This is a genomic window from Aeromonas sp. QDB23 (genome assembly GCF_027707745.1).
GTDB lineage: Bacteria > Pseudomonadota > Gammaproteobacteria > Enterobacterales > Aeromonadaceae > Aeromonas > Aeromonas allosaccharophila.
In genome coordinates, this window is sequence record NZ_JAPCJA010000041.1 from 22,932 (window position 1) to 45,821 (window position 22,890).

Here is a 22,890-nt window from a genome sequence, read left to right on the forward strand (position 1 = left end):
GTTTCACCTGTCTCATGCCGATGGATCTCTCTGGCCTGCTGCGCCGACTGCTGACTGATAGTCACATCGATTTTGCTTCGCTCAAGGGTGGTGCCTAGCATGCCCATGGACTTCTCCGGTTTGTTACGCCGACTGCTGACCGATAGTCACATCTACTTCGCCCTCAAGGTGCTGCTGGCCATTCTCGGTCTGCTCGCCTTCACCCTGGCCACAGGCAATATCCAGCTCACCGTGCTGCTCTCCCTCGGGGTAGTGGCGGGCGCCATCGCCGAAACCGACGACAGCCTGTGGGGACGGCTCAAAAACCTCGCCATGACGCTCATCTGCTTCATGTTCGCGTCCCTCTGTGTGCAGTATCTCTACCCCACCCCCTGGCTGTTTGCCATTGGGCTGGCCAGCTCCACCTTTATCTTCGTGATGGTGGGTGCGCTCGGTGCCCGCTACGCCACCATCAGCTTCGGCTCGCTGCTGATCGCCATCTACACCATGCTGGGGGCCGCCAAGGCGCCGGATCTCTTCTACCAACCGCTGGCGCTCGGCGCCGGTGCCCTCTGGTACGGGCTGGTCTCGTTTATCTGGCTCTGGCTGCTACCCTACAAAACCCTGCACGAGCAGCTGGCCCAGAGCTACTTCGCCCTTGGCCGCTATCTGCTGGAAAAGTCCCGCTTCTTCCCGGCGGACGAGCACGGCGCCCAGGCCATTCGCCACAATCTGGCCCAGCTCAACATCAATCTGGTGAGCGCGCTGACCCTCACCAAATCGGCCCTCAACGCCCGCCTGAGCCGCCGCCATCCGGCCAGCCCCGAACTTGCCAGCCTGCTGCGCCTCTATCTGCTGGCGCTGGAAATTCACGAGCGCGCCACCTCCAGCCACTACCCCTACAGCCGGCTGGAGGCGGAGCTCAAGCAGGGCATCGTACTGGAAGGATTTCAGGAGGTTTTCCTGCAACTCTCCGAGGCGTGCCAGCGACTGGGCTACGCCATTCTGGTGCACAAGCCCTACGCCCATAACAAGCGTATTCACTGGACTCTGGAGGCCCTCGGCGATCAGCTGGAGTTCACCAATCTCAAGCAGCACTACCCGAAAACCCTGCTGACACCGATGAAGTTCCTGCGCCGCAATCTGGCCAGCATCAACCAGCTGCTGGGCAGCGCCGAAGTGCTGCAAAACCCCGAACAGCCGCAGCAGGAGCTGCCCGCGCTGGCTCGCCCGCCCCGCCTGCCGCTGCTGGTCCAGCTCAAGCAGCATCTCACCTTGCACTCCATGGTGTTTCGCCATGCGCTGCGTTTGTCGCTCGGGCTGGTGATCGGCTACGGCATACTGCAAGCCTTTGATCTGGAAAAGGGCTACTGGATTTTGCTGACCGTGCTGTTTGTCTGCCAGCCCAGCTACAGCGCCACCCGCCGCCGACTGGTGCAGCGGATGCTCGGCACCTTCGCCGGTATTCTGGTGGGCATTCCGGTGCTCTGGCTCTTCCCCGAGCTGCACGTTCAGCTGGTGGTGATGGGGCTGGCCGCCTTCCTGTTTTTCACCCAGGTGCGCAACAACTACAGCGCCGCGGTCTGCTTTATCACCCTCTACGTGCTGATGGCGTTCAACCTGCTCGATGGCATCGGCTTTGCGATCCTCGGGCCGCGGCTGCTGGATACCCTGCTCGGCTGCCTCATCTCCTACGGGCTGGTGGCCTGGCTGTGGCCGGACTGGCAGTACAAGCGGCTGCCGACCCTGATCGCCAATTCGCTCTCGGCCAACGCCCGCTACCTCTCGGCGGTGCTGGCAAGCCTCAAGCAGCAACGGGACGAGTCCATCGACTATCGGGTGGCGCGCAAGAGCGCCCATCTGGCGGACAGCGAGCTGGCCACCGCCTGGCAGAGCATGCTGGTGGAGCCGCAAAAGCGCCGCCGCTTCCTCGATCTCTGCTTTACCCTCACCTGGCGCAACCACGCCCTGCTCTCCTACATCTCGGCGCTGGGGGCCCATCGCGACAAGCTGGAGGCCATCAGCGGGCTGGATGAGGTGCGCCACCACATCTGCCACACCCTGGAGCAGGCCGCCGGCCATCTGGCGGGCAACCCCTCCAGCGCCATCGGGGGTCAGTGCCCGGTGATAAGTCCAGACAGCAGCGAGGAGCAGCTGATGCTGACCCAGCAGCTCAACCTGATCAGCGAGCTGGCGGATCAGCTGCTGCATCTGGCCAACGAGAGCCGGTTGCTCACCGGGGATCAAGGCGCTACCATGCCCGCCCAATCCTGATAGCCCCATTAGCGAGGAGCCCCCATGTCTGCGTCCGAAAAACATCAGCTGGAATTCAACGGCCAACTCATCGAGACCGATGCCAAGGGCTACCTGCTCAACAGCAACGACTGGAGCGAGGAGCTGGCGCTGGTGCTGGCCGCACAGGAGGGGATCGAGCTGGAGGAGCCGCACTGGGAAGTGGTGCGCTTTGTGCGCGCCTTCTATCTGGAGTTCAACACCTCCCCCGCCATCCGTGCGCTGGTCAAGGCGATGGAGAAACAGTACGGCCCCGAGAAGGGCAACAGCCGCTATCTCTACAAGCTGTTCCCGGAAGGGCCCGCCAAGCAGGCGACCAAGATTGGCGGCCTGCCCAAACCGGTGAAATGCATCTGATCCCATAAAACAGGGGCCGCAACTGCGGCCCCCGTTGTTTTTCATGCGTCTTTCTCACGCACCGCGCATTCATGCCACGCGCACTTCCAGCCTGTCTTATCCCCGTTTGTCAGCCAGCGCGACCAGCTGCTCCGCCAGCCGGTGGCCGTGCAGGTAGGAGGCGATCAGCTCGCTATCGGCCTTGCCGATTGCAATCTGCTGATACCAGTGCTCCAGCATGGCGGCAAAGCCGCGCTGGGCCAGCACCGGCTGCCAGTCGTTGGGGGCCAGCATCTGCGCTGCCTTGTCGCGGGCGATGCTGCCGCGGGTGCAGTTCTCAAGGTGCAGGGAGAGGTTGTCGCCGTAGGCATCGATGCGCTCCTCGGTGATCCCCGCGCTGCGGTTCATGCTGCCGCTGATGGCGCGATCGCCGCTCTGCCAGCTGACGCTTACTCCGGCCAACAGACGCTTGTCCTTCGAATCCGGTCGCAATACCGCATGGAAGTCCCCCTGTGGCACGCCGCCATAGAAGCAGAGGCTGTCGAGCACATGGATAAAGTCGTCGAACAGAAAATCCCGCGCCTTGCCGGGCAGGGCGAAGCGGTGTTTTTGCCAATTGAGTTCGGTCAGCGGCTGGGCACGGGCCTCGGCCATGGCGGGCAGATAGCGGCGGTTAAAGCCGGTAAAGAGGGCGCAATCTTGCGCCACGGCGAGGTTGGCCAGCGCTTCGGCCTCGGCCAGATTGTCGCACAGCGGCTTGTCGACAAAGGTGGGGAGCCCTGCGCGCAGGCACTGCTCGGCAATCTGGCTATGCACCGCAGTGGCGGCGTGGATCATCACGGCGTCGGGGCGGCTGGCCAGCATGGCCGCCACATCGGTAAAGCACTCGGCGATCCGATACTGGCGGGCCAGCTTCTCCAGCACAGATGGATTGCGGGTGCAGAGCAGCGGCGTGACCCGCTCATCGCTCGCCAGCAGCGGCAGATAGGCTTTCTGGGCGATATCCCCCAGACCAATCATGGCAATGCGCATCTCAACTCCTTTTCTCTCGATAACGGGACAAGCGGATAACTGCCCGCACCATCGCAGGATTTGTCCCGCAGATCCAGCCTGCCACTCCGATATGCCGCTAACTCTCCCCTTGGCACCGAACAAAGAGAGCACCTCGGCTTCTCTTACTTCTTCTTCTCAAATTGGGACACCCACCTTATGGAGCAAGCCACTATCGCGCAGTTGCAGGCACCATAAGGGTCTGTGCATCCGAACTGATGCCTACAAAATTTGGCTAGTGAGAGAGATTTTCAGGTTTAGAAAGCAACGGCCCCTGCACAGCCATTTGCTGGACTATGTGCAATACCCGGAGCTATCGGCAGGGTGGACGCGAAGCAATCAAAGCCGTGGTTGATGGCATCGCCGCTGGCCACAGTGGTGGGCAAACTGCTGGCATTGATCTCTGTCTCCCACCACTCTGATCCCTTGTCGCCTGAACAGCGTCACCTGTTTCAACCAGCGAACACCATCAAGACCCAACCGTTCCAGAATGGGTTCAAGTTGGGCCGGAATATGACCCTGCTTGTCGGGCCGAATAGCACGGCCTGTCCAATCAACCAGCATCAGGTAATCGGTGAAGGCATAGGGCAATTCTTCAGGCTTCCCCTGGCTGGCAAACGGCAGCAAAAGTGGTGGCAAAACCTCAGGGGCAGCAGGCTCGTCAAGGCGCTGTTTGATACTGGTGTAGTCACTCTGCTCTAGCCGATCGGTCAACGCGGCTCGTATCGGATTGAGGTCAACATACGCCATACAGGCCAGCAAGGCTGATTCGGTGAGCAAAGCCTGACTCTTGAAGCGGCCCTCCCAGAAATGGCCCTTGCAACCATCTTCCTGATTGGCCTGACGGGCCAGATTTTCATTGAGTAGCCGAATAAACCAACTGATGGAATGAAGCCGCTCCCGCCATTGGGTAAGCAATTGCTGCACAACAGCCAGTTCAGGCTCGATCTGAATCGCCCCCTGATACCAACGCCTGACCAAATGCGGCCACTGGAAAAGCGCCGCCCAGCGCTCAGCCACCTCCCGTTCACTCCAGTTGGCTGCGGTATCGGGCTCCACTTTGAGCACCAGATGATAGTGATTGCTCATCACCGCATAGGCACAAATGCCGATCGCAAACAGCCGCGATAGTTGCCCCAACTTGTCGACCACCCACTGACGCCGATGCTCGTAACTCTGGCCTGAATGGGCATCGTCACCACACAGAAAGGCTCGCCGCACACAGCGGCTGACCACGTGGTAGTAAGGCGTATCCTGCAAACTGATTTGACGTGAACGGGCAATGGTCATGGCGCATCCCTCAACGGTGACCTCTCAAGTCAAGACCAGCACTACGCCGCTGTCAAAAAGGTGGGTGTCCCAGATTTCGCGGTTTCCGTCGGCCCGGGCCGTGACGAGATGATCCTGCGCTAAGCAGCCCTCTCATCGTCAAACAAAAAACCGGCATCCATGATGCCGGTTTTTTTATGGCTGCCATTTAGCTCTCGCCCTTGAGTCACCCGATGCTCACCCGATGCAATGGCGCAAGCCAAGCGCCCAGCAATCCCAGATCAACGTTGGGCTTCACTTCGTTCAGCACCAACCTACGATTTTTCACCCAACATACGGGATGCACACAGCAATCAAAAAGTGCGGTCAAAAATGTGGGTGTCCCAGATGGCCGCCTAATCAGCTTCGTTTGGCTTACCATAGCCACCCAGAACCTGTTGAACTGCGATGGGTTACTGCCAGCCAGCGCGGGTCAATGGAGCATATTGGAAGCTGTAATCCACGGGCGGTAGCGTCTTTTCATTTTCGTAGGTTGGCGCAAAGCGCAGCGAAGCCCAACAGGCAAGTATTATTGCGCCAACCTGAGCGGGATAAACATGGATGTGGCAGTTCGGTAAAACAAATTCCAGTTACATTTCTCGGTAAACGTTGGGCTTCACTTCGTTCAGCACCAACCTATTTTTTAGCCCAACATGCGGACTAATTGAAATAAATATATTGACCCAACTGAGGACTTTGTTTAAGGTTTACTACGCACGAGCGTATCGCTCTGTATGCTGCACCCGATATAAACGCCAATAGTATCAGCCCTGTTCACAGGGCGCCTGCTTTAGCAGGCTTTTCGCCGGCTCACCCTCCGCCGTCTCCAAAAGAGACTGTAGCCTGCGGTAATTGGCATTGGTTCGAAAAGAGATGGCAGAAGCTATTGGTTTTCGGGGTAGGCATCATCTCTTTTTATCCCCTAGAGCTATGGGGCAACCATGTCAATTTTACAGTATATGAATGAAAATCAACCTATTCAGGCTCCCATAAAGCCGACCCTCAAGACTTCCAAGAAAATTTCCTCTCCAGAAAACCTACTAGTTGCATTAGGTTTGAGTGCATCTGAACTCAATTGTGCACTTTATATGACATCTGCAGAACGGTACATAGCTAAAAAAGTTCCAAAGAGCAGCGGAGGAGAAAGAATAGTCCATATACCTCACCCGTTAATAAAAAAAATACAACGAAGAATAAATAATCGTGTCCTTTCAAAAATTGTTGTTTGGCCATATTACTTGTTCGGTTCTGTTCCATCAGAAATTGATGTTCTCTATGAAGATGCCATCCTAAAACGTGACTATATAAGCTGTGCTCAGCAACATTGTAAAGCAAAAAGTATATTGAAATATGATATTGAGAACTTTTTTGATAATATCCAGTATGATTTAGTCTATGATATTTTCATTAAATTTTTTAAATTTGATTGTGATACGGCTAGAATACTCAGTGACTTATGCTGCATTGATAGCGAAGATGGTTCCCATATAGTTCAGGGGGCGCCAACATCAAGCTATTTAGCGTGCTTGTGTTTATGGGATATTGAGCATGATATAGTACAGCGCCTAAAAAGAAAAAATTTAATTTACACTAGATTGGTTGATGATATTACTGTCTCATCAAAGATATATGATTATAATTTTGAAAATGCAAAAAAAAGCATTGAGGATATGATTCATGAGAAAGACTTCCCAATAAACAAAGCCAAATCAAAGACTTTGAGTACATCCAGTGAACCACTATTAGTCCATGGTTTAAGAGTTAATTTTCATACACCACGGCTACCATCTGATGAGGTTGGAAGAATTAGGGCATCCGTAAAAAATGTAGAGCTAAGAGCTGCAACTAATAATTTTAGAACCAGTAAAGCATACCGAAAAGCATTTGAACGATGTTTGGGAAGAGTACATAAACTAAATAGCTGTTCCGAATAGTAGATCACCGGAGGAAGGGAACTCAGTCCAGTTTGTGCGATCTGATTAGTCGCTAAACAAAACAAGCCACACCCAAAGGACTGAGTTGATGCCTATCCTACCACCTCTGCCACGACCACAACGGCGCCGCATTCACAAAATCATCCATGCCACCCGTGATAAAGGACATGCTCGTCGCTTGATGGCCATCTTGCTGTTACATGAAGGACGCACGATCACCGATGTTCATCACCTTACCGGCGCTGCGCGCTCGACCATCGGTCGTTGGCTTCGGTGGTATCGAGATGAAGGCATAGATGCGCTAGAAGCCTTACCGGCTGGCCGTGCCCCAGTCTTACCTATCGCCAAGATTGTCACCTTACTGGTGCTGCTCATGCAGTTTTCTCCGCAAGATTTTGGTTATCAGCGCAGCCGTTGGTGTACTGAACTATTGGCTATAAAAATCAATCGATTAACAGGGCTCAATGTGGCAGCCTCCACGCTCCGCCGATGGTTACCTCGTATGGGCATTGTCTGGCGCAGGCCCGTGCCGACCTTGCGGATAAAAGACCCAGCCTATCAGGAAAAAATGGCGAATATCGACGCCGCGCTGGCCCGCTGTGATGCCGATAATCCGGTGTTTTATGAGGATGAAGTCGATATAGACCTCAATCCCAAATTAGGAGCCGACTGGATGTTCAGAGCGCAGCAAAAGCGGGTTGTCACACCGGGGCAGAATGCCAAGCATTATCTGGCAGGCGTTCTCCACGCAGGCAACGGAAGGGTACTTTACGTCAGCGGGATCAAGAAAAACTCATCGCTGTTTATTGCCATGCTGGAAAAGCTGCGCCACCACTACCGACGAGCCAAAACCATCACGTTGATCCTCGATAACTACATCATTCACAAAAGCAAACAGACCGAGCGATGGTTGAAGAAGAATCCCAAGTTCAGCCTGGTGTTCCAGCCAGTTTACAGCCCTTGGGTTAATCACATAGAACGGCTATGGCACAAGTTACATGAAACCATCACGCGCAATCATCAATGCAGAGGGATGGCAAACCTGCTGGCCCGAGTGAAACACTTCATGGATACCGTGTCTCCTTTCCCGGGGAATGGCTATGGCACAGCGAAGGTGTAGCACTATTGGGATCAGTTATTTAGCTCGTGTAGGTCACAACGCACACACGAAACTAAGAGACCGGCTACTGAAAATTCAGCCTCTCCCATCTCAAAGAGATATTGATCGAGTCAAACGCAATGTGACACGTTTAGAGATATTGGCTGCGAATGGTTGTGATGATCTCAAATATTCACGTTCATATTATATAAGCATGTACATCCTCAACATTATAAACAGAACGGAAAGATATAAACCTTTAGTTTCCGAATTAAGGGCTCGATTACATGCAATAGCTCCAAGCAAGGAAGTTGGAGGGACATACTTTGACTAAAAAAAACCTTAACACATTTCTTTTAATTATTTTTATTGTTGCTGGATTAGTATTATTTCTTTTTTTGTGTTCAGCTTCCACTATCGTATACCAAGATTTGCGTCATAAAGATTTTTGTTTTTCTTCTGAGTGCTATACTTTTGCTTTTAAAAAAATAGAGCCCGCCACTCAAATACTATTGGCAGGTGGTTGGTTTTTAACTCTTTTTGGTACCTTAGGTGGCGCGCTAATAGCATTAACTAGTTATCTTACTGGTATTAAACATAATGCTTTTAATAACCATCTTAGCCATATTAGATTGTTCTCCGATTTTGTAAATGCTGAGCTAATGAAACATTCAGGCATATCAAAAAACAAAATTGACGTTTTTCACTGGTATGATCTCATATTCCCAAATTCATCAGATGGGAACATGAGTATATCTCAAGATTATCATAATCAAATTAATGATATTAAGCAGGAAATTGTCACTTCGAACAATATAGTTGCAGAAAAAGCCAATATTTACATGGTTGACCATCAAAAAAGAATGCTGCCTAAACTTGAAGGTGTTTTTGGTATAAAATTTGATATTTTGCCAAAAAATGACTATATAAGGGTTGAAGAAGAGATTTTTATATTTATAGACAAAGTAAACAAAACATTTACTAAGAATCCAATTTCATTATCAGGCCAAAAACGTTTATACACTTAGAAATAAAAAGGCGACCATCCGGTCGCCTTTTTTATTTCTGTCGCTGTCCAGTCAAGAAAACTCACCGAGCCGGTCGCTTGGCGCCATTCCCTTTGGCCGCAGGCTTGCCGCTCTGAGTGGCGGGTTTTGCGCCCGGATTGGCAGAGCCTGCGCGTGTTGGTGCCTTGCCTTTATGGGCAGGTTTGCCAGCCGGTTTGCCCTGACCGGCACCCTGCGCAGCAGGCTTGCCGTTACCCGCGCCTTTCTGCAGCTGGGAGCCCACCGGCTTGCCGCCAGTCCCCTTGTTACCCGTGCCATTACCACCATTGCCACGCTGATGGCTGATGTTGCTATGGCGAGTCAGGGCCGGTTTCAGCCCCTTGTTGGTACTGCGCGAAGCCACCGCCTCACCGCGACCTTCTGGCGGCACCAGACAGCCGGGGCCGTTGCCAATCAGGTGGCCCTTGCCCATGGCGAGCAGGGCTTCGCGGATCATCGGCCAACCGGCCGGATCGTGGTAGCGCAGCAGCGCCTTGTGCAGGCGGCGACGGCGCTCACCCTTGACCACGAACACATCACCACCGGTACGGCTCACCTTGTTTAACGGGTTTTTCTCGGTGTAATACATGGTGGTGGCGTTGGCCAGCGGCGACGGGTAGAAGTTCTGCACCTGATCGAGCTTGAAGCGGTTCTCTTTGACCCACAGCGCCATATTCACCATGTCTTCATCTGTGGTGCCCGGGTGGGCAGAGATGAAGTAGGGGATCAGGTATTGCTGCTTGCCCGCCTCTTTCGAGTATTTGTCGAACAGCTCCTTGAACTGGTAGTAGCTGCCCATGCCCGGCTTCATCATCTTGGAGAGCGGCCCCTCCTCGGTGTGTTCCGGCGCGATCTTGAGGTAGCCGCCGACGTGGTACTTGGCCAGCTCCTTGATATAGCGCGGATCTTCTACCGCGATGTCGTAACGCACGCCAGAGGCGATCAGGATCTTCTTGATCCCCTTGAGGTCACGCGCCTTGCGGTAGAGGTTGATGGTCGGGGTGTGGTCGGTGTCCATGTGGGCGCAGATGGTGGGCCAGACACAGGAGGCACGACGACAGGTCTGCTCGGCCTTGGGGCTCTGGCAGCGCAGCTTGTACATGTTGGCGGTGGGGCCACCGAGATCCGAGATAACGCCGGTAAAGCCGGGCACCTTGTCGCGGATATCTTCGATTTCTTTCAAGATCGACTCTTCCGAGCGGCTCTGGATGATGCGCCCTTCGTGCTCGGTGATGGAGCAGAAGGAGCAGCCGCCAAAGCAGCCGCGCATGATGTTGACCGAGGTCTTGATCATCTCGAAGGCGGGGATCTTCTCGTTGCCATAGGCCGGGTGCGGCACCCGCTGGTAAGGCAAGCCGAACACGCCATCCATCTCGTCGGTTTCCAGCGGGAAGGCGGGCGGGTTGACCCAGATGATGCGATCGCCGTGAGCCTGCGACAGGGCGCGGGCACAGCCGGGGTTGGTCTCGTGGTGCAGAATGCGCGAGGCGTGGGCGTAGAGCACCTTGTCCTCTTTGACCCGCTCGAACGCCGGCAGCTTGACATAGGTCAGCTCCCACGGCTTGGGCTTGGGCGGCTGCACCAGCACCGGCTGGGCCTCTTGCGCGGCAGGAGCCGCGTCGGTGGCGTCATCCGAGCAGGGGGCCCCTTCCATATAGGGGTTCATGATGGGATCGATGCGGCCAATCTGGTCGAGCTTGCTCGAATCCACCCCTTTCCAGCCCGGCAGCGGCTCCTTGCGGATGACGGCGGTGCCGCGAATATCCTGCATGGTGTCGATGGTCTCCCCCGCTGCGATGCGGTGAGCCACCTCGATCAGCGGACGCTCGGCGTTGCCGTAAATCAGGATATCGGCCTTGGCATCGAGCAGGATGGAGCGACGGATGGTCTCGGACCAGTAGTCGTAGTGGGCGATGCGGCGCAGGGAGGCCTCGATGCCACCGATCAGCACCGGCACCTCTTTGAAGGCCTCTTTGCAGCGCTGGGTATAGACCAGGGTGGCGCGATCCGGCCGCTTGCCGCCCACATCCCCCGGGGTGTAGGCGTCGTCGTGGCGCAGCTTCTTGTCGGAGGTGTAGCGGTTGATCATGGAGTCCATGTTGCCCGCGGTGACCCCGAAGAAGAGGTTCGGTTTGCCAAGGCGCATAAAGTCATCCTTCGATGACCAATCCGGCTGGGCGATGATGCCGACCCGAAAGCCCTGGGATTCGAGCATGCGGCCGATGACCGCCATGCCGAAGCTCGGGTGATCCACGTAGGCATCGCCCGTCACCAGAATGACGTCGCAGCTGTCCCAACCGAGCTTGTCCATCTCTTTGCGGGACATGGGCAGGAAGGGCGCCGTGCCGTAGCACTCGGCCCAATAGCGGGGATAGGAGAAAAGGTTGGGTACCGGCTGCATTTTGAACACCTGGAAAAATTCGGGTCGCGCATTATACCGGTTGCGGCCAAGGGGAGCGATGGCTTTTTGTCCCTATAGATCCCACGGAATAGGCCGCCGCCAGCAATAGCAAGGACGCCCGCAGGCGCCCTTGTGATGAGGAAGGCTGATAACTGGCCCCGCTTGGGTTCTGGTCAGGATGCTGGTCAGAGCGCCGGAGGCTGCGACTCCCCTGCCCCCTTGGCAGCCAGCGCTTCGTCTACCTGCTGATCCCGCGCCCCTGTCATGCCGGCGTGACGGGCGATCAGATGGTAAATGGCGGGCACCACCAGCAGGGTGACCAGGGTCGCCAGCGACAACCCGAAGAAGACCACTGTCCCCACAGCCATCCGGCTCTCGTAGCCCGCCCCCATGGAGAGCATCAGCGGCACGGCGCCGATAATAGCGGTGAGGGAGGTCATCAGGATGGGGCGCAGGCGGCGCACCGAGCCTGCGATGATCGCCTCCTCGAACCCTTCCCCGCGCTGACGCAGCTGGTTGATGAACTCGACGATGAGGATGCCGTTCTTGGTCACCATGCCGATCAGCATGATCATCCCGATCTGGCTGTAGATGCTCATCTCCTGCCCCGTCAACCAGAGGCCGAGCAGACCACCAAAGATGCCGAGCGGCACCGTCACCATCACCACCGCCGGGGTCAGGGTGCCCTCGAACTGGGCCACCAGCACCAGATAGACCACCAGCAGGGCGAGGCCGAACACCAGCACCATCTCCCCCTGATTGTCGCGGTAATCCTTGGAATCACCGGCGTAATCCACCGTCATGCCGGTCGGCAGGTTGGCGTTGGCCCAGCCATCGAGGAAATCGAGCGCCTCCCCCAGGGTGTGATCAGGGTGCACGTCGGCGGTCAGGGTAATCGCCTTCTGCCGCTGGTAGTGGTTGAGGCGGTTGGCGGTCGCCACCTGCTTGACAGTGGCCAGGGTCGAGAGGCTCACCATCTCGCCGTTGGCGGCCTTCAGGTAGATGCGGCCGAGATCCGAGATGCCGTTGAACTCGGTCTGGTTGCCGCGCAGGTAGACGTCATACTCCTCGCCCCTGTCCACATAGGTAGTCTTGCTCGCCCCGCCCAGCAGAGTCTGCAAGCTGTTGGCAACAGTTGAGACCGGAATACCGAGCTGGCTGGCGCTGTCACGATTGATGGTCACCTGCAGCTCGGGGGTCTTCTCGGCATAGTCGAGATCCGGGCTCAGCATCAGGCCGCTGCCCTGCGCCGCCTGTTGCAGTGCCAACCCTTGCTGGTAAAGCTCGGCATAGTCGTTGCCCTGCAGCACGAACTGCACCGCGGCGGTGGAGCCGCCACGGAAACCGGGCTGGAAGGTGCGGATCATCACATCGGGAATGCCGGAAAGCTTGGCGCCGAGCGAACGGGAAAACTCGGTGGCGGTAACGTCGCGATCGGCCCAGTCGGTGAGCTGGATGATCACCATACCGGTCTGATCGCCGCCACGGCCAAAGGCGGGGGTACTGAAGCTGAGCGCCTGCACCACCCCTTTGCCCAGCATTGGCATAATGGCGGACTCCACCTGCTGCATGTTGCGCTTCATCCGCTCGATGCTGGTCCCCTCTGCCCCCTTGACGAATACATAGATGACGCCGCGATCCTCGGTCGGGGTAAGGCTGGTCGGCAGCTGGGTAAAGAGGGCGCCGATACCGCCCAGACAGAGCAGCAGCACCAGCGGCGTCCAGCGGGAGCGACGCAGCACCCACGCCAGCAGGTGGCGATAGTGCCCCTCCAGCCAGCCGAGCCCGCGGTCGAGCCCGGCGGTCAGCCGGTTCGGTTTATCGAGCGGGCGCATCAGCCAGGAACCCATGGCCGGGGTCAGGGTCAGCGCCACCAGCGAGGAGCAGAGCACCGCCAGCGATAGCAGGATGGCAAACTCGGTAAAGAGCCGCCCCACCATGCCATCCATAAAGGCGATGGGGACAAACACCATCACCAGCACGGCAGTGGTGGCGATGACCGCAAAGCCCACCTCGCGGGTGCCGTGCCAGGCGGCCAGCAGCGGCGGTTCGCCCCGCTGCAGATGGTGGTGGATGTTCTCCACCACCACGATGGCGTCATCCACCACCAAACCGATGGCGAGAATAAGGGCCAGCAAGGTGATGAGGTTGATGGAAAAGCCGAAATACCAGGCACCGATAAAGGCGGAGATCAGCGACACCGGCACCGTGATCGCCGGAATAAGCGTGGTGCGCCCCTGCCCGAGGAACAGATAGAGCACCGCCACCACCAGCACGGCGCAGATGGCCAGGGTTTCATACACCTCGTCGATGGCCTGCTTGATAAAGATGGTGGAGTCGTAATCCACCTCGAGTTTGGCCCCCTCGGGCAGGAAGCGCTGCATCTCGCCGAGTTTCTTCTCGATCCCCTGCGCCACAGCCAGCGGGTTGGCGGTGGACTGGGCGACGATACCGATACCCAGACTCTCCTTACCGTTGCGCTGATAGGCGCTGTCTTCGTTCTTGGCCCCCACCTCTACATCAGCGATATCGGCCAGATAGACGCTCTGGCCGTTGGCGGCTGTGGTGACTTGCAGTTGCTGGAAATCTTCCGCGGTGTGATAGAGACGGGCGATCTGCACCGCCATGGTCATGGAGTTGTTGCGGATCTCCCCCCCCGGCAGCTCGATGTTCTCCCGCTTGAGGGCCTCTTCCACATCGCTCACCGTGATGCCACGGGCCGCCATGTCGGCAGGGCGCAGCCGCACATACATCACCTGGGTCAGATCGCCGGAGAGCGCCACTTCGCTCACCCCGTCCACCAGACTCAAGGGGTCGACCAGCACGCGGTTGGCGTAGTCGGTCATGGCGGTGCGATCCATCTGGCTGCTGCTGAAGTTGAGCCAGATCGCCACATCGCCGTTGCCGCTATCCTTGGTCACCAGCGGCTCGTCCACATCATCGGGCAGCCGTGGCCGGGCGCGGGAGAGGGCATCGCGCACATCGGAGATCCCCTCCACCATGTTCCAGCCGAGCTTGAACTCGACGGTGATCATCGAGCGCCCCTTGCGGGTCATGGAGTTGATGTTCTTGATGCCGCTGATGCCGGAGAGCTGATCCTCGATGGGCTTGGTGACCTGACTCTCCATCACCGAGGGGGCCGCCCCCTCATAGGTGGTGGTGATGGAGACCGAGGGGATCTGCACATCCGGCATCTCCCGCACCGTCAATTTGCTGAAGGCGACCAGACCAAACACGGTGAGCAGGGCACTGAGCACCACTGCCACCAGCGGGCGGCGTACTGAGATATCGGAGAGCCACATCAGCCGTTCACCTCGGCCAGGTCACGCACCTGCACCCCATCACGCAGATTGACCAGCCCCTCGACCACGATGCGATCGCCGACCTTCAGCCCATCGGTGACCCAGACGGTCTCCCCTTCGGTCTCGCCGAGCACCACAGGCACCCGTTTGACCCGGCCATCGGCCTCGAGACGGTAAACAAAGCGCTGCTCACCGGCGTACTCCACCGACTGGGCAGGGATCAGGGTGAGCTGCTGGGCAGGCAACGCCAGCTCCACATTGAGCAGCATGCCCGGGCGCAACTGGCCGTTGCCATTGGGGATCATCACCCGCGCCTTGATGTTCTGGGTATCGTTGGAGACGCGGCTATCGAGGGTGGTCAGGGTGCCGTTAAATTGCTGATCCGGCCAGGCTGTGCTGGTGGCGGTGACCGCCATGCCCGGGCGCAGCAGGGAGAGGTAACGCTCCGGCACCGCCAGATCGAGGCGCAGTTTGTCGAGTTCATCCAGATGCAGCAAGGTATCGCCGCTGTTGACCAGTGCCCCTTCGCTCAAGTCAATCAGGCTCACGGTACCGGCAAAGGGTGCCTGCAAGGTACGCAGGGAGAGCTCGTAACGGGCGGCATCGAGGCGCGCCTGCACCTGGGCCACGGTGGCCTCCTGCCCCTCCAGCTCGGATTGGGTCACGGCGCCACGGGCCACCAACTTGCGCATATCCCCCAGCTTGCGGTTCTCGTCACGCAGACTGGCGCTCTGCTCGGCCAGCTCCGCCTGCTGCTTGCCCGCATCCAGCGCGATCAGGGTCTCCCCCTTCGTCACGCTCTGACCAGATTGCACCGCAATCTTGACGATGCGGCCGGTCACTTCGGGGCTGATGATGACGGAGCGATTGGCCGCCAGCTTGCCCACCAGCTTGAGGGTCGGCTCGGCCAGACTCTGCTTGACGGTTTGGGTGCGGATATTGACCTGTCTGGCCTGTGCTTTGGCGGCGGGTTCGCTGTGACGCAGCGCCCAGACGCCGGCAACCACGATTAGAAGAAGGCCCAAGCCGAGCCAGATACGCATTTTCATCGAACGATCCATGAAGAGTGAGAAAGAAAAACCAGATTGGGGCCATTTTAGCCCCAGACTATGCCGTGACTATGTATAAATGTGACAAAACGTAACAGGAAGGGGGCAAGATCACTCCATTGGGCATGGTTCGATTCTTTTCCCACCCTCTTCGCTTACACTCACGACACTCTCTTTTCCATGCCCGATCGTTGCCTATGCCCAATGTGTCAGCCACCCCTTTTCTCACCCGCCTGACCTGGCTGCTGTTTGCTCTGGTCATCCTGCTGGTTGGCCTGACCCTGCGGCAAAGCCTGAAACAGATAGAACGCCTCTACCAGAGCGATACCCTCAACAGCGCCATCTACCTGCGGGATCAGTTCAAGCAGATTGAGGTCTTTCTGGAGGCGATGCGCGGTCAGGCCGAGGAGCGGCTGCGCAGCGACCCCCAATCGGTGCTAACCCGCCAGCTCTACCGCCATATTCAGCAGTTGCCGGAGCTGGGGCTGGCCCTCGACCAACTGCCCGCCAACCTGCCTGCAGGACTAGCGGGCAACCTTACCGGCGCGGGCCCGTTGCCACCAGCGGGCAGCGAGCGGGAGGCGCGCATTCATCTGGCCCTGAGCCTCTCCCCCTTGCTAGCCACCGCCAGCCAGCGCCTTGGCAACGAGATCGCCTGGGTCTACTTCACCGGCATCGACAACTTTATCTACCTCTACCCCTGGCAACCCTCCAGCCGGTTTCGCTTCTACCCCTCCATCTACCGGAAGAGCTTCTGGCAAGATGCGCTGGCGGCCACCAACCCGGACAAGAAGACAGTCCTCTCGCGCCCTTACGATGACTTTATCGGGCTCGGCCCCATGGTCACCATGTCCCAACCCCTCTATAAGGACGGCACACTGGTGGGGATGATCAGCATGGATGTGCTGCTCGCCCGCCTGCAGCAACAACTCGACAAACTGACCCCGGCACTGGGGGAGTATCTGCTGCTCAATCAGTACCATCAGGTGCTGGCCAGCAGTGCACAGCAGCCCGTGCTGCCGCAAAATCCCGAGCCAACCGGCGAATATCAATGGCGACAAGGGGCATGGCAGCTGACCATGGCAATCCACGATACCCCCTTGTGACTGGTGCACAGCGTCACCCTGCTGCCACTGGTGTGGGCCATGCTCTGCCAGTCCGCCCCGACCCTGCTCGCCATCCTCTTTATGCTGCTGGCGGTACTCTCCAACCTGAGGTCCCACCGTCTCAATCAGCGGCTCAACTACCTCTCCTGTCACGATGCCCTCACCGGCGCCTTCAATCGCCACTATCTGGAGCGCCTGGAGCAGGGGGGCGAGCTGGCGCGACTGCAGGCCGGGATCCTGATGTTCGATGCGGATCATTTCAAACGGGTCAACGACACCTTCGGCCATGCCGTTGGCGATATGGTGCTGATCCGGCTGGTGCAGCTCTGCCAGCAGCAGCTCGGCCCGTCGGACAAATTGATCCGCTGGGGTGGCGAGGAGTTTCTGCTGCTGATAGGCCACAGTGATGCCTCCCGCCTCGGCGAGCTGGCAGAGCAAATCCGACTCGCCGTAGCCGATCATCACTGGGCCGCCATCGAGCCCGATCTGGTGGTCACCATCAGCCTCGGCTATCACCCCTACGAGGCGGGTATCCCGCTCCATGAAGCGGTGCGCCGTGCCGATGTGGCGCTCTATCAGGCCAAAGCCAACGGGCGCAACCGCAGCGAAAGATGGCAGGGTGACGCATCCTGACTTGCGGAGTAAGCTGGTCGCTCCAACCCCTTTTTGGAGGAACGTCGTGCCACGTAAACCCCGTGTAGGGCTCGCTCTCGGGAGCGGTGCCGCCAGAGGATGGGCCCATATCGGCGTCATCCGCGCCCTTGAACGACTGGGCATCAAGCCCGACCTCATCGCAGGCTGCTCCATCGGCAGCTTTGTTGGCGCCGCCTATGCCGCCGGTGAGCTGGACCGGCTGGAGTCATGGGTGCGCGGCTTTACCCGTCTGCAGGTGGTCAGCCTGCTCGACCCGGCCCTCTCTGGCGGTCTGTTTCGTGGCGAGAAGGTGTTTGGCCTCGCCGCCAACCACCTGGGCAATCCTGAGCTGGAGAGCCTGCCCATCCCCTTCGCCTGTGTCGCCACCGAACTCGATACCGGCCGCGAAATCTGGCTGCAACAGGGGCCGCTGCGCCAGTCGGTACGCGCCTCCTGTGGCATGCCAGGGATCCTCACGCCGACCCGGGTCAACGACCGCTGGCTGGTCGATGGCGCCGTGGTCAATCCGGTACCCATCTCGCTGGCCCGCGCCATGGGGGCCGAGGTGGTGATCGCCGTCAACCTCAACACCGACATGCACCAGCCCTGGACCGACGAGCCGGATCAACCTGGCAGCATGGGCCTGCTCAGTCAGTGGCTCAATCGCGGTGAATCCGCGCCAGCCACCCCGGGTCTGTGGAGCGTGATGAGTGGCTCCATCAACATCATGCAGGAGCGCATTACCCGCGCCCGGATGGCCGGTGACCCGCCGGAGATCCAGCTCTGCCCGCGCCTTGGCAGCTTCTCTATCATGGATTTTCATCGCGCCAGCGACGCCATCAACGAGGGGGAAGCCTGCGTCGAGCGCAACCTCGACCAACTCAAGGATGAACTGTCTCGTCTTGGCTTGTTGTAACTCCGCCCTCGTTGCCAACATCAACAAAAAGAGCGCCTTGCGGCGCTCTTTTGCTATGGCAAAACCCTCGGCTTAGAACAGCCCCAGCCCCTTGAGCATCACGATCAGGATCAGCAGCGGTGAGACATAGCGGATGATGAAGAACAGTGGCTTGAGAATGGGCAGAACCAGCTCACCGCCATTGGTCAGGGCATCGCGCATCTTCTCCTCGCCCCATACCCAGCCCACAAACAGGCAGAGGAAGATACCGCCGAGCGGCATCAGGATGTTGGAGGAGAGGTAGTCGAACAGATCGAAGAAGGTCTTGCCCGCAATCTGCACATCCGCCATGGCGCTGTTGGAGAGCGCACAGGTGGAACCCACCGCACCCAGCACCAGCAGGTTGATCAGGGTCGCCTTGGGGCGGCTCATCTTGAAGCGCTCGGAGAGCACCGAGACCGGCACTTCCAGAATGGAGAGCATGGCGCCGGTGGCCGCGATAGCCGACAGCACGAAGAAGAGCACCATGAAAACATGGCCAAACGGGATGCTGGCAAACACTGCCGGAATGGTGATGAACAGCAGCGACGGGCCGGCGGTCGGCTCGAACCCGAAAGCAAACACCGCCGGGAAGATGGCGATACCGGCCAGCATGGAGACGAACAGGTCGGCGCACATCACCCGGAATGCGGTGAGCGGAATGTTCTGGTCATCACGGAAGTAGCTGCCGTAGGTCATCATGCAGCCCATGCCGATGGAGAGTTTGAAGAAGGCCAGCCCCATGGCGGTGAGCACCACGGCCCCGGTGATCTTGGAGAAATCTGGCGAGAAGAGGAAGGAGAGACCTTCGCTCGCGCCAGGCAACGTCAGACTGCGGATACCGATCACCAGCAACAGGATAAAGAGCACCGGCATCAGCTTCTTGGTGACCGCTTCGATCCCCTTGGAGACCCCCATCAGCAGGATGCCGCCCATCAGGGCCAGCACCAGCCACTGCCACAGCAGGCTCTGTAGCGGGTTGCTGATCAGCGCGCCAAATGCCGCACCGGTCACCTCGGGATCGGTGGAGAGAATGGAGCCGTCGATCGCCTTGAAGATGTAGGCAAACACCCAGGCCGCCACTTCCGAGTAAAAGGACATGATCAGGAAGGCCGCCAGCACCCCCATCACCGCAATCAGCCACCAGGGTTGCCCTTTCGGAGCGAGATTGCTCAGGGTGGTGACCGCATCGGTTTTGCTTTTGCGGCCCAGCATGATCTCGGAAATCATCACCGGCAAACCGACCAGCAGGGTGGCGATCACATAGACCAGCAGAAAGCCGGCACCACCGTTTTCACCGGTCAGGTAGGGGAATTTCCAGATATTGCCGAGGCCGACGGCTGAACCAAGGGTGGCGGCAAGGACGCCGAACTTACTGGTAAAGCCGTCGCGGGCCTTGGGGGAGGTTTGACTCATGCTTGTCTCACTTATTTCGCATCATGCGAGATGAACCGGATTTTGAGGGTCGGAATTTTCTGAGGTTTATGGTGGTTTGCCAAGATGTTTTGAGCAAAAGCCCTATATAGAGCACAGATAAGAAAAAAGCGGCAACCAGGGCTCTGATTTGCAGGCAAAAAAATACCGCCCGAAGGCGGCATTTCTATTCACATCGATGATCACACCTTGGCGAGATCATCCGGTCCAATCTGACCGATTTCGGCGACTTTTTTGTCTGCCAGCAGCCAGAGGGTGAACTTGTGCAGATCCGGGTGGTGCGCCAGGGCAACCAGGAAGGCGCCCCCGACTTCACGGTAACCCAGCTCGTAGTTTTTCAGTGTGGTGGGAGGAACACCGAGCAAATCTGCAAACTTCGGACGGCTCAAACCGACCGCTTCACGGATCTGACGGATCTTCTTGCCAACAGTGACGATATTTGAATTCATAATGTTCCATACTCCGTTCGGCGGATTTACTCCGCCTTTATTTTTCGCGACGACTCGTAGTCAAGTGTATCAGTTTTGTACGGACTCGTTATGGTCGAGCCTCTATCTTTATGAGCGCCTTTCGGCGACAACCCTTACTTTCATCGGGGATGGTAATCGCTCAGCCGTCTCAGGTAAACAGTCTCGAAAAGAAACCTTTATTGTTGCCGCCAGAATAACTCGTATAATTCGCCCGCTACCCAATAAGAGGAATAAGTATGGCGTTTCCCGGCATTATCTCTCGCCTGCACCCCGTTTCCAGCCCTGCAGAACTGGCACAACAGCGCCTGCAAGGTGAACAATATCGCGCCGAAGCATTCTGGCTTCCGGCATCGATGCACAGCCATGCCAGCGAGATCCTGGCCGCCCTGCCGGAGAGCTGCAGCCTGTTTCTTGAACAGGAAGCCGCGGGCCTGGCCCTGCGCAGCCACGACGGCACCCTGCATAACAATGAACAGCTCATCACGGTAAATGGGCAGAACATTACCCTGGCCACGACACCGGGCGATGGCGGTCTGGTACCCGAATCCGGCTTGTGCAAGATGGCTGACTGGCTGGACGCCGGACACCGCCATTTCATCTGTTCAGCTGCGGTTCAGCCTGTGGCGCGGGCCATCCTCAATATCTGGCCACTTGACCCCTATCTGGCCCGACATTTCTTGATGACATTTACCCCCCTGTTGGAGCATGCAACCGAGGCAGATTACCTCGCGGTCTTTGCCGCCAGAGCACATCCTGCCGACCCGCATTCCGACTGGGTTCAGGCCTATATGAAACTTGAAAAGAAACTGCACAGGGCCTATCTGGATCACTAATTAATCTGGATAAACAGCCATTTAACGACACGACACAATTTGCCATAAGGCTCATTTGTGAGCTTGATCATGTTTTAAAATCGGCATAGAGTGAGCCTCGTCATCGGAATGACATCAGTTGCCTGGCAGTGGTTTCTCACGCATTGCGTGCCATGCCAGCGCACTCGACACACCAGGAGAGTGTGCAACCCGGTTCTGCCGGGTCATCTGCCAGACTCGACGCCAGCCGTACGGCGGAGCCTGCAGCTTACATAAATTACAAAGTGTGAAGCACGTAAATAACGTGCGATCTCAACGAGGATTTTTTTATGATGAAAATGGCTCCTTCCATGATCGCCATCGCCATGGCTGCTCTGGGTGCTACCGCTGCTCACGCCGCTGACGACATCTACTTCGGTGCCGGTGTCGGTGCTGCTCACTTCAACGGTCTGAACAAGATCGAAAGCACCAACGTAGGTCAAGAAGATGCAGCTGCAGCCAACGCCTTCGTTGGTTACAACTTCACCGAAAACTTCGGTACCGAATTCGGTTACCAGTATGCCGGTCGTGGTAACACCGACGGCAACCGTTACGAAAACCAGGGTGCCACCCTGTCCGGTATCGCTCGTCTGCCGGTTGGCAACGACTTCTCCCTGTTCGCTGAAGGCGGCGCCTACTGGGCTCACACCGACGGTCTGGGTGTAAGCGACACTAAAGTTTCCCCGCTGGCCGGTGCCGGTGTGACTTACAAAGTAAGTGACGCGCTGGATCTGCAAGCTCGCTACCGCTACATGTGGGACGTGGCTGACCTGCACGCCGACAACGGTGACCGTTACAAGTCCAACCAGAGCGTTGCTACTCTGGAAGCGGTATACCACCCGTTCCGTACTTCCTACGTAGCTCCGGTAGCTGCTCCGGTTGTTGAAGAAGCTCCGGCTCCTGCTCCGCAAGTGGTAGAGAAGAACTTCGCCCTGAACTCAGACGTGCTGTTTGCCTTCGGCAAAGACACCCTGAAGCCGGAAGGCGTTGCAGCCCTGAACGGTCTGTATCAGCAAATCGTTGAATTCCAGCCGAAAGATGGCAACGCTGTTGTTGTTGGTTACACCGACCGTATCGGTTCCGACGCTTACAACCAGAAGCTGTCTGAAGCCCGTGCCCGTACCGTTGCCAACTTCCTGGTGAGCAAAGGTATGGCTGCCAGCAAAGTTGCCATCGAAGGTCGTGGCGAAGCCAACCCGGTTACCGGCACCAAGTGCAACGGCGTAACCGCTAAAGCTCAACTGATCTCCTGCCTGGCTCCGGATCGTCGCGTAGAAGTTCGCGTATCTGGCGTACAAGAAGTTCAGCAATAATCTGACCTCGTTCAGATAGTGCGAAAAAAAGGGATGCTGCGGCATCCCTTTTTGTTTGTTTCATTCTCGCTTGCATCCCTCAGTTCCCCCTCCCTGCGCTTGCCTGCCCCGCCCCGAAAGCATAAAGTAGTTGCGCCTGTAAGGTATTGGATAAGCACTAAAAAGCGCTTCTTGTCCGGTCTGTTGTCCATGACGCCACTGCATCATGAGAGTCCCAAGCCTTCGCTATCCACTTTGCTGGCGATTTTTCGCAGCAATAAAAACAAGTGCATTGCCCCAGGGCGGGAGCACACTTTGTTGATATTTTAACCAAAGAATAACTGAGCCCGATAGTCGTCATTCCAGCCGGCTCT

The 22,890-nt window shown here is 57.5% G+C and carries 15 protein-coding genes and 1 pseudogene; 9 read left to right on the forward strand and 7 right to left on the reverse strand.

What is annotated here, in order from left to right:
- Nucleotides 1-99 precede the first annotated feature (99 nt).
- Both yccS and PG888_RS16335 read left to right on the forward strand, forming a co-directional pair.
- Nucleotides 100-2,253, forward strand: a complete 2,154-nt coding sequence (yccS, locus tag PG888_RS16330; RefSeq protein WP_213393725.1) for a YccS family putative transporter — start codon at nucleotides 100-102, stop codon at nucleotides 2,251-2,253.
- Between the two features lie 24 nt (nucleotides 2,254-2,277).
- Nucleotides 2,278-2,628, forward strand: coding sequence for a TusE/DsrC/DsvC family sulfur relay protein (locus PG888_RS16335; protein ID WP_005347582.1), 351 nt, complete (start codon nucleotides 2,278-2,280; stop codon nucleotides 2,626-2,628).
- Nucleotides 2,629-2,724: 96 nt separating this feature from the next.
- Here the strand turns inward: PG888_RS16335 and PG888_RS16340 are convergent, their stop codons facing one another.
- Nucleotides 2,725-3,639, reverse strand: a complete 915-nt coding sequence (locus tag PG888_RS16340) for a Gfo/Idh/MocA family protein (RefSeq protein ID WP_201934413.1) — start codon at nucleotides 3,637-3,639, stop codon at nucleotides 2,725-2,727.
- A 357-nt stretch (nucleotides 3,640-3,996) separates the two neighbouring features.
- Nucleotides 3,997-4,947 (reverse strand): transposase, encoded by a 951-nt coding sequence (locus PG888_RS16345; protein ID WP_201934417.1) that lies wholly within the window; start codon nucleotides 4,945-4,947, stop codon nucleotides 3,997-3,999.
- Nucleotides 4,948-5,906: 959 nt separating this feature from the next.
- Here PG888_RS16345 and PG888_RS16350 point away from each other — a divergent pair.
- The 3 genes from PG888_RS16350 to PG888_RS16360 all read left to right on the forward strand — a co-directional run bounded on the left by PG888_RS16350 (nucleotide 5,907) and on the right by PG888_RS16360 (nucleotide 9,026).
- Entirely contained in the window at nucleotides 5,907-6,899 is a 993-nt protein-coding gene (locus PG888_RS16350) for a reverse transcriptase family protein (protein ID WP_270693838.1), read from the forward strand.
- A gap of 88 nt (nucleotides 6,900-6,987) precedes the next feature.
- The gene (locus tag PG888_RS16355; RefSeq protein ID WP_041204896.1) at nucleotides 6,988-8,019 is read left to right on the forward strand and encodes an IS630-like element ISAhy2 family transposase; all 1,032 of its coding nucleotides are present in this window, start codon (nucleotides 6,988-6,990) and stop codon (nucleotides 8,017-8,019) included.
- 305 nt (nucleotides 8,020-8,324) lie between these two features.
- The gene (locus PG888_RS16360) at nucleotides 8,325-9,026 is read left to right on the forward strand and encodes a retron Ec48 family effector membrane protein (protein WP_213393361.1); all 702 of its coding nucleotides are present in this window, start codon (nucleotides 8,325-8,327) and stop codon (nucleotides 9,024-9,026) included.
- 61 nt (nucleotides 9,027-9,087) lie between these two features.
- Here PG888_RS16360 and PG888_RS16365 read toward each other — a convergent pair whose 3' ends face one another.
- From PG888_RS16365 to PG888_RS16375, 3 genes are all read right to left on the reverse strand, one after another.
- The gene (locus PG888_RS16365; protein WP_213393362.1) at nucleotides 9,088-11,445 is read right to left on the reverse strand and encodes a YgiQ family radical SAM protein; all 2,358 of its coding nucleotides are present in this window, start codon (nucleotides 11,443-11,445) and stop codon (nucleotides 9,088-9,090) included.
- Between the two features lie 185 nt (nucleotides 11,446-11,630).
- Nucleotides 11,631-14,747, reverse strand: a complete 3,117-nt coding sequence (locus tag PG888_RS16370) for an efflux RND transporter permease subunit (RefSeq protein WP_182939134.1) — start codon at nucleotides 14,745-14,747, stop codon at nucleotides 11,631-11,633.
- On the reverse strand, nucleotides 14,747-15,796 hold the full coding sequence (locus PG888_RS16375) for an efflux RND transporter periplasmic adaptor subunit (RefSeq protein WP_270693839.1): 1,050 nt from the start codon (nucleotides 15,794-15,796) through the stop codon (nucleotides 14,747-14,749). The genes PG888_RS16370 and PG888_RS16375 overlap by 1 nt, the downstream gene beginning before the upstream one ends.
- Nucleotides 15,797-15,993: 197 nt before the next feature.
- Here PG888_RS16375 and PG888_RS16380 point away from each other — a divergent pair.
- Together PG888_RS16380 and PG888_RS16385 are read left to right on the forward strand one after the other, a co-directional pair.
- Nucleotides 15,994-17,535 (forward strand): annotated as a pseudogene (locus PG888_RS16380) (sensor domain-containing diguanylate cyclase).
- A gap of 46 nt (nucleotides 17,536-17,581) precedes the next feature.
- Nucleotides 17,582-18,451 (forward strand): patatin-like phospholipase family protein, encoded by an 870-nt coding sequence (locus PG888_RS16385; RefSeq protein WP_182939131.1) that lies wholly within the window; start codon nucleotides 17,582-17,584, stop codon nucleotides 18,449-18,451.
- 72 nt (nucleotides 18,452-18,523) lie between these two features.
- Here PG888_RS16385 and PG888_RS16390 read toward each other — a convergent pair whose 3' ends face one another.
- A complete protein-coding gene (locus PG888_RS16390; protein WP_201932530.1) occupies nucleotides 18,524-19,885 on the reverse strand; it encodes a sodium-dependent transporter in 1,362 nt (453 codons plus the stop codon).
- Nucleotides 19,886-20,085: 200 nt separating this feature from the next.
- Nucleotides 20,086-20,352, reverse strand: a complete 267-nt coding sequence (locus PG888_RS16395; RefSeq protein ID WP_040094449.1) for a helix-turn-helix domain-containing protein — start codon at nucleotides 20,350-20,352, stop codon at nucleotides 20,086-20,088.
- Between the two features lie 257 nt (nucleotides 20,353-20,609).
- On the opposite strand from PG888_RS16395, the gene PG888_RS16400 reads away from it, so the two are divergent.
- Nucleotides 20,610-21,206 (forward strand): hypothetical protein, encoded by a 597-nt coding sequence (locus PG888_RS16400; protein WP_201932532.1) that lies wholly within the window; start codon nucleotides 20,610-20,612, stop codon nucleotides 21,204-21,206.
- Nucleotides 21,207-21,514: 308 nt separating this feature from the next.
- Nucleotides 21,515-22,537, forward strand: coding sequence for a porin OmpA (locus tag PG888_RS16405; RefSeq protein WP_042656135.1), 1,023 nt, complete (start codon nucleotides 21,515-21,517; stop codon nucleotides 22,535-22,537).
- The last annotated feature ends 353 nt before the right edge of the window (nucleotides 22,538-22,890 follow it).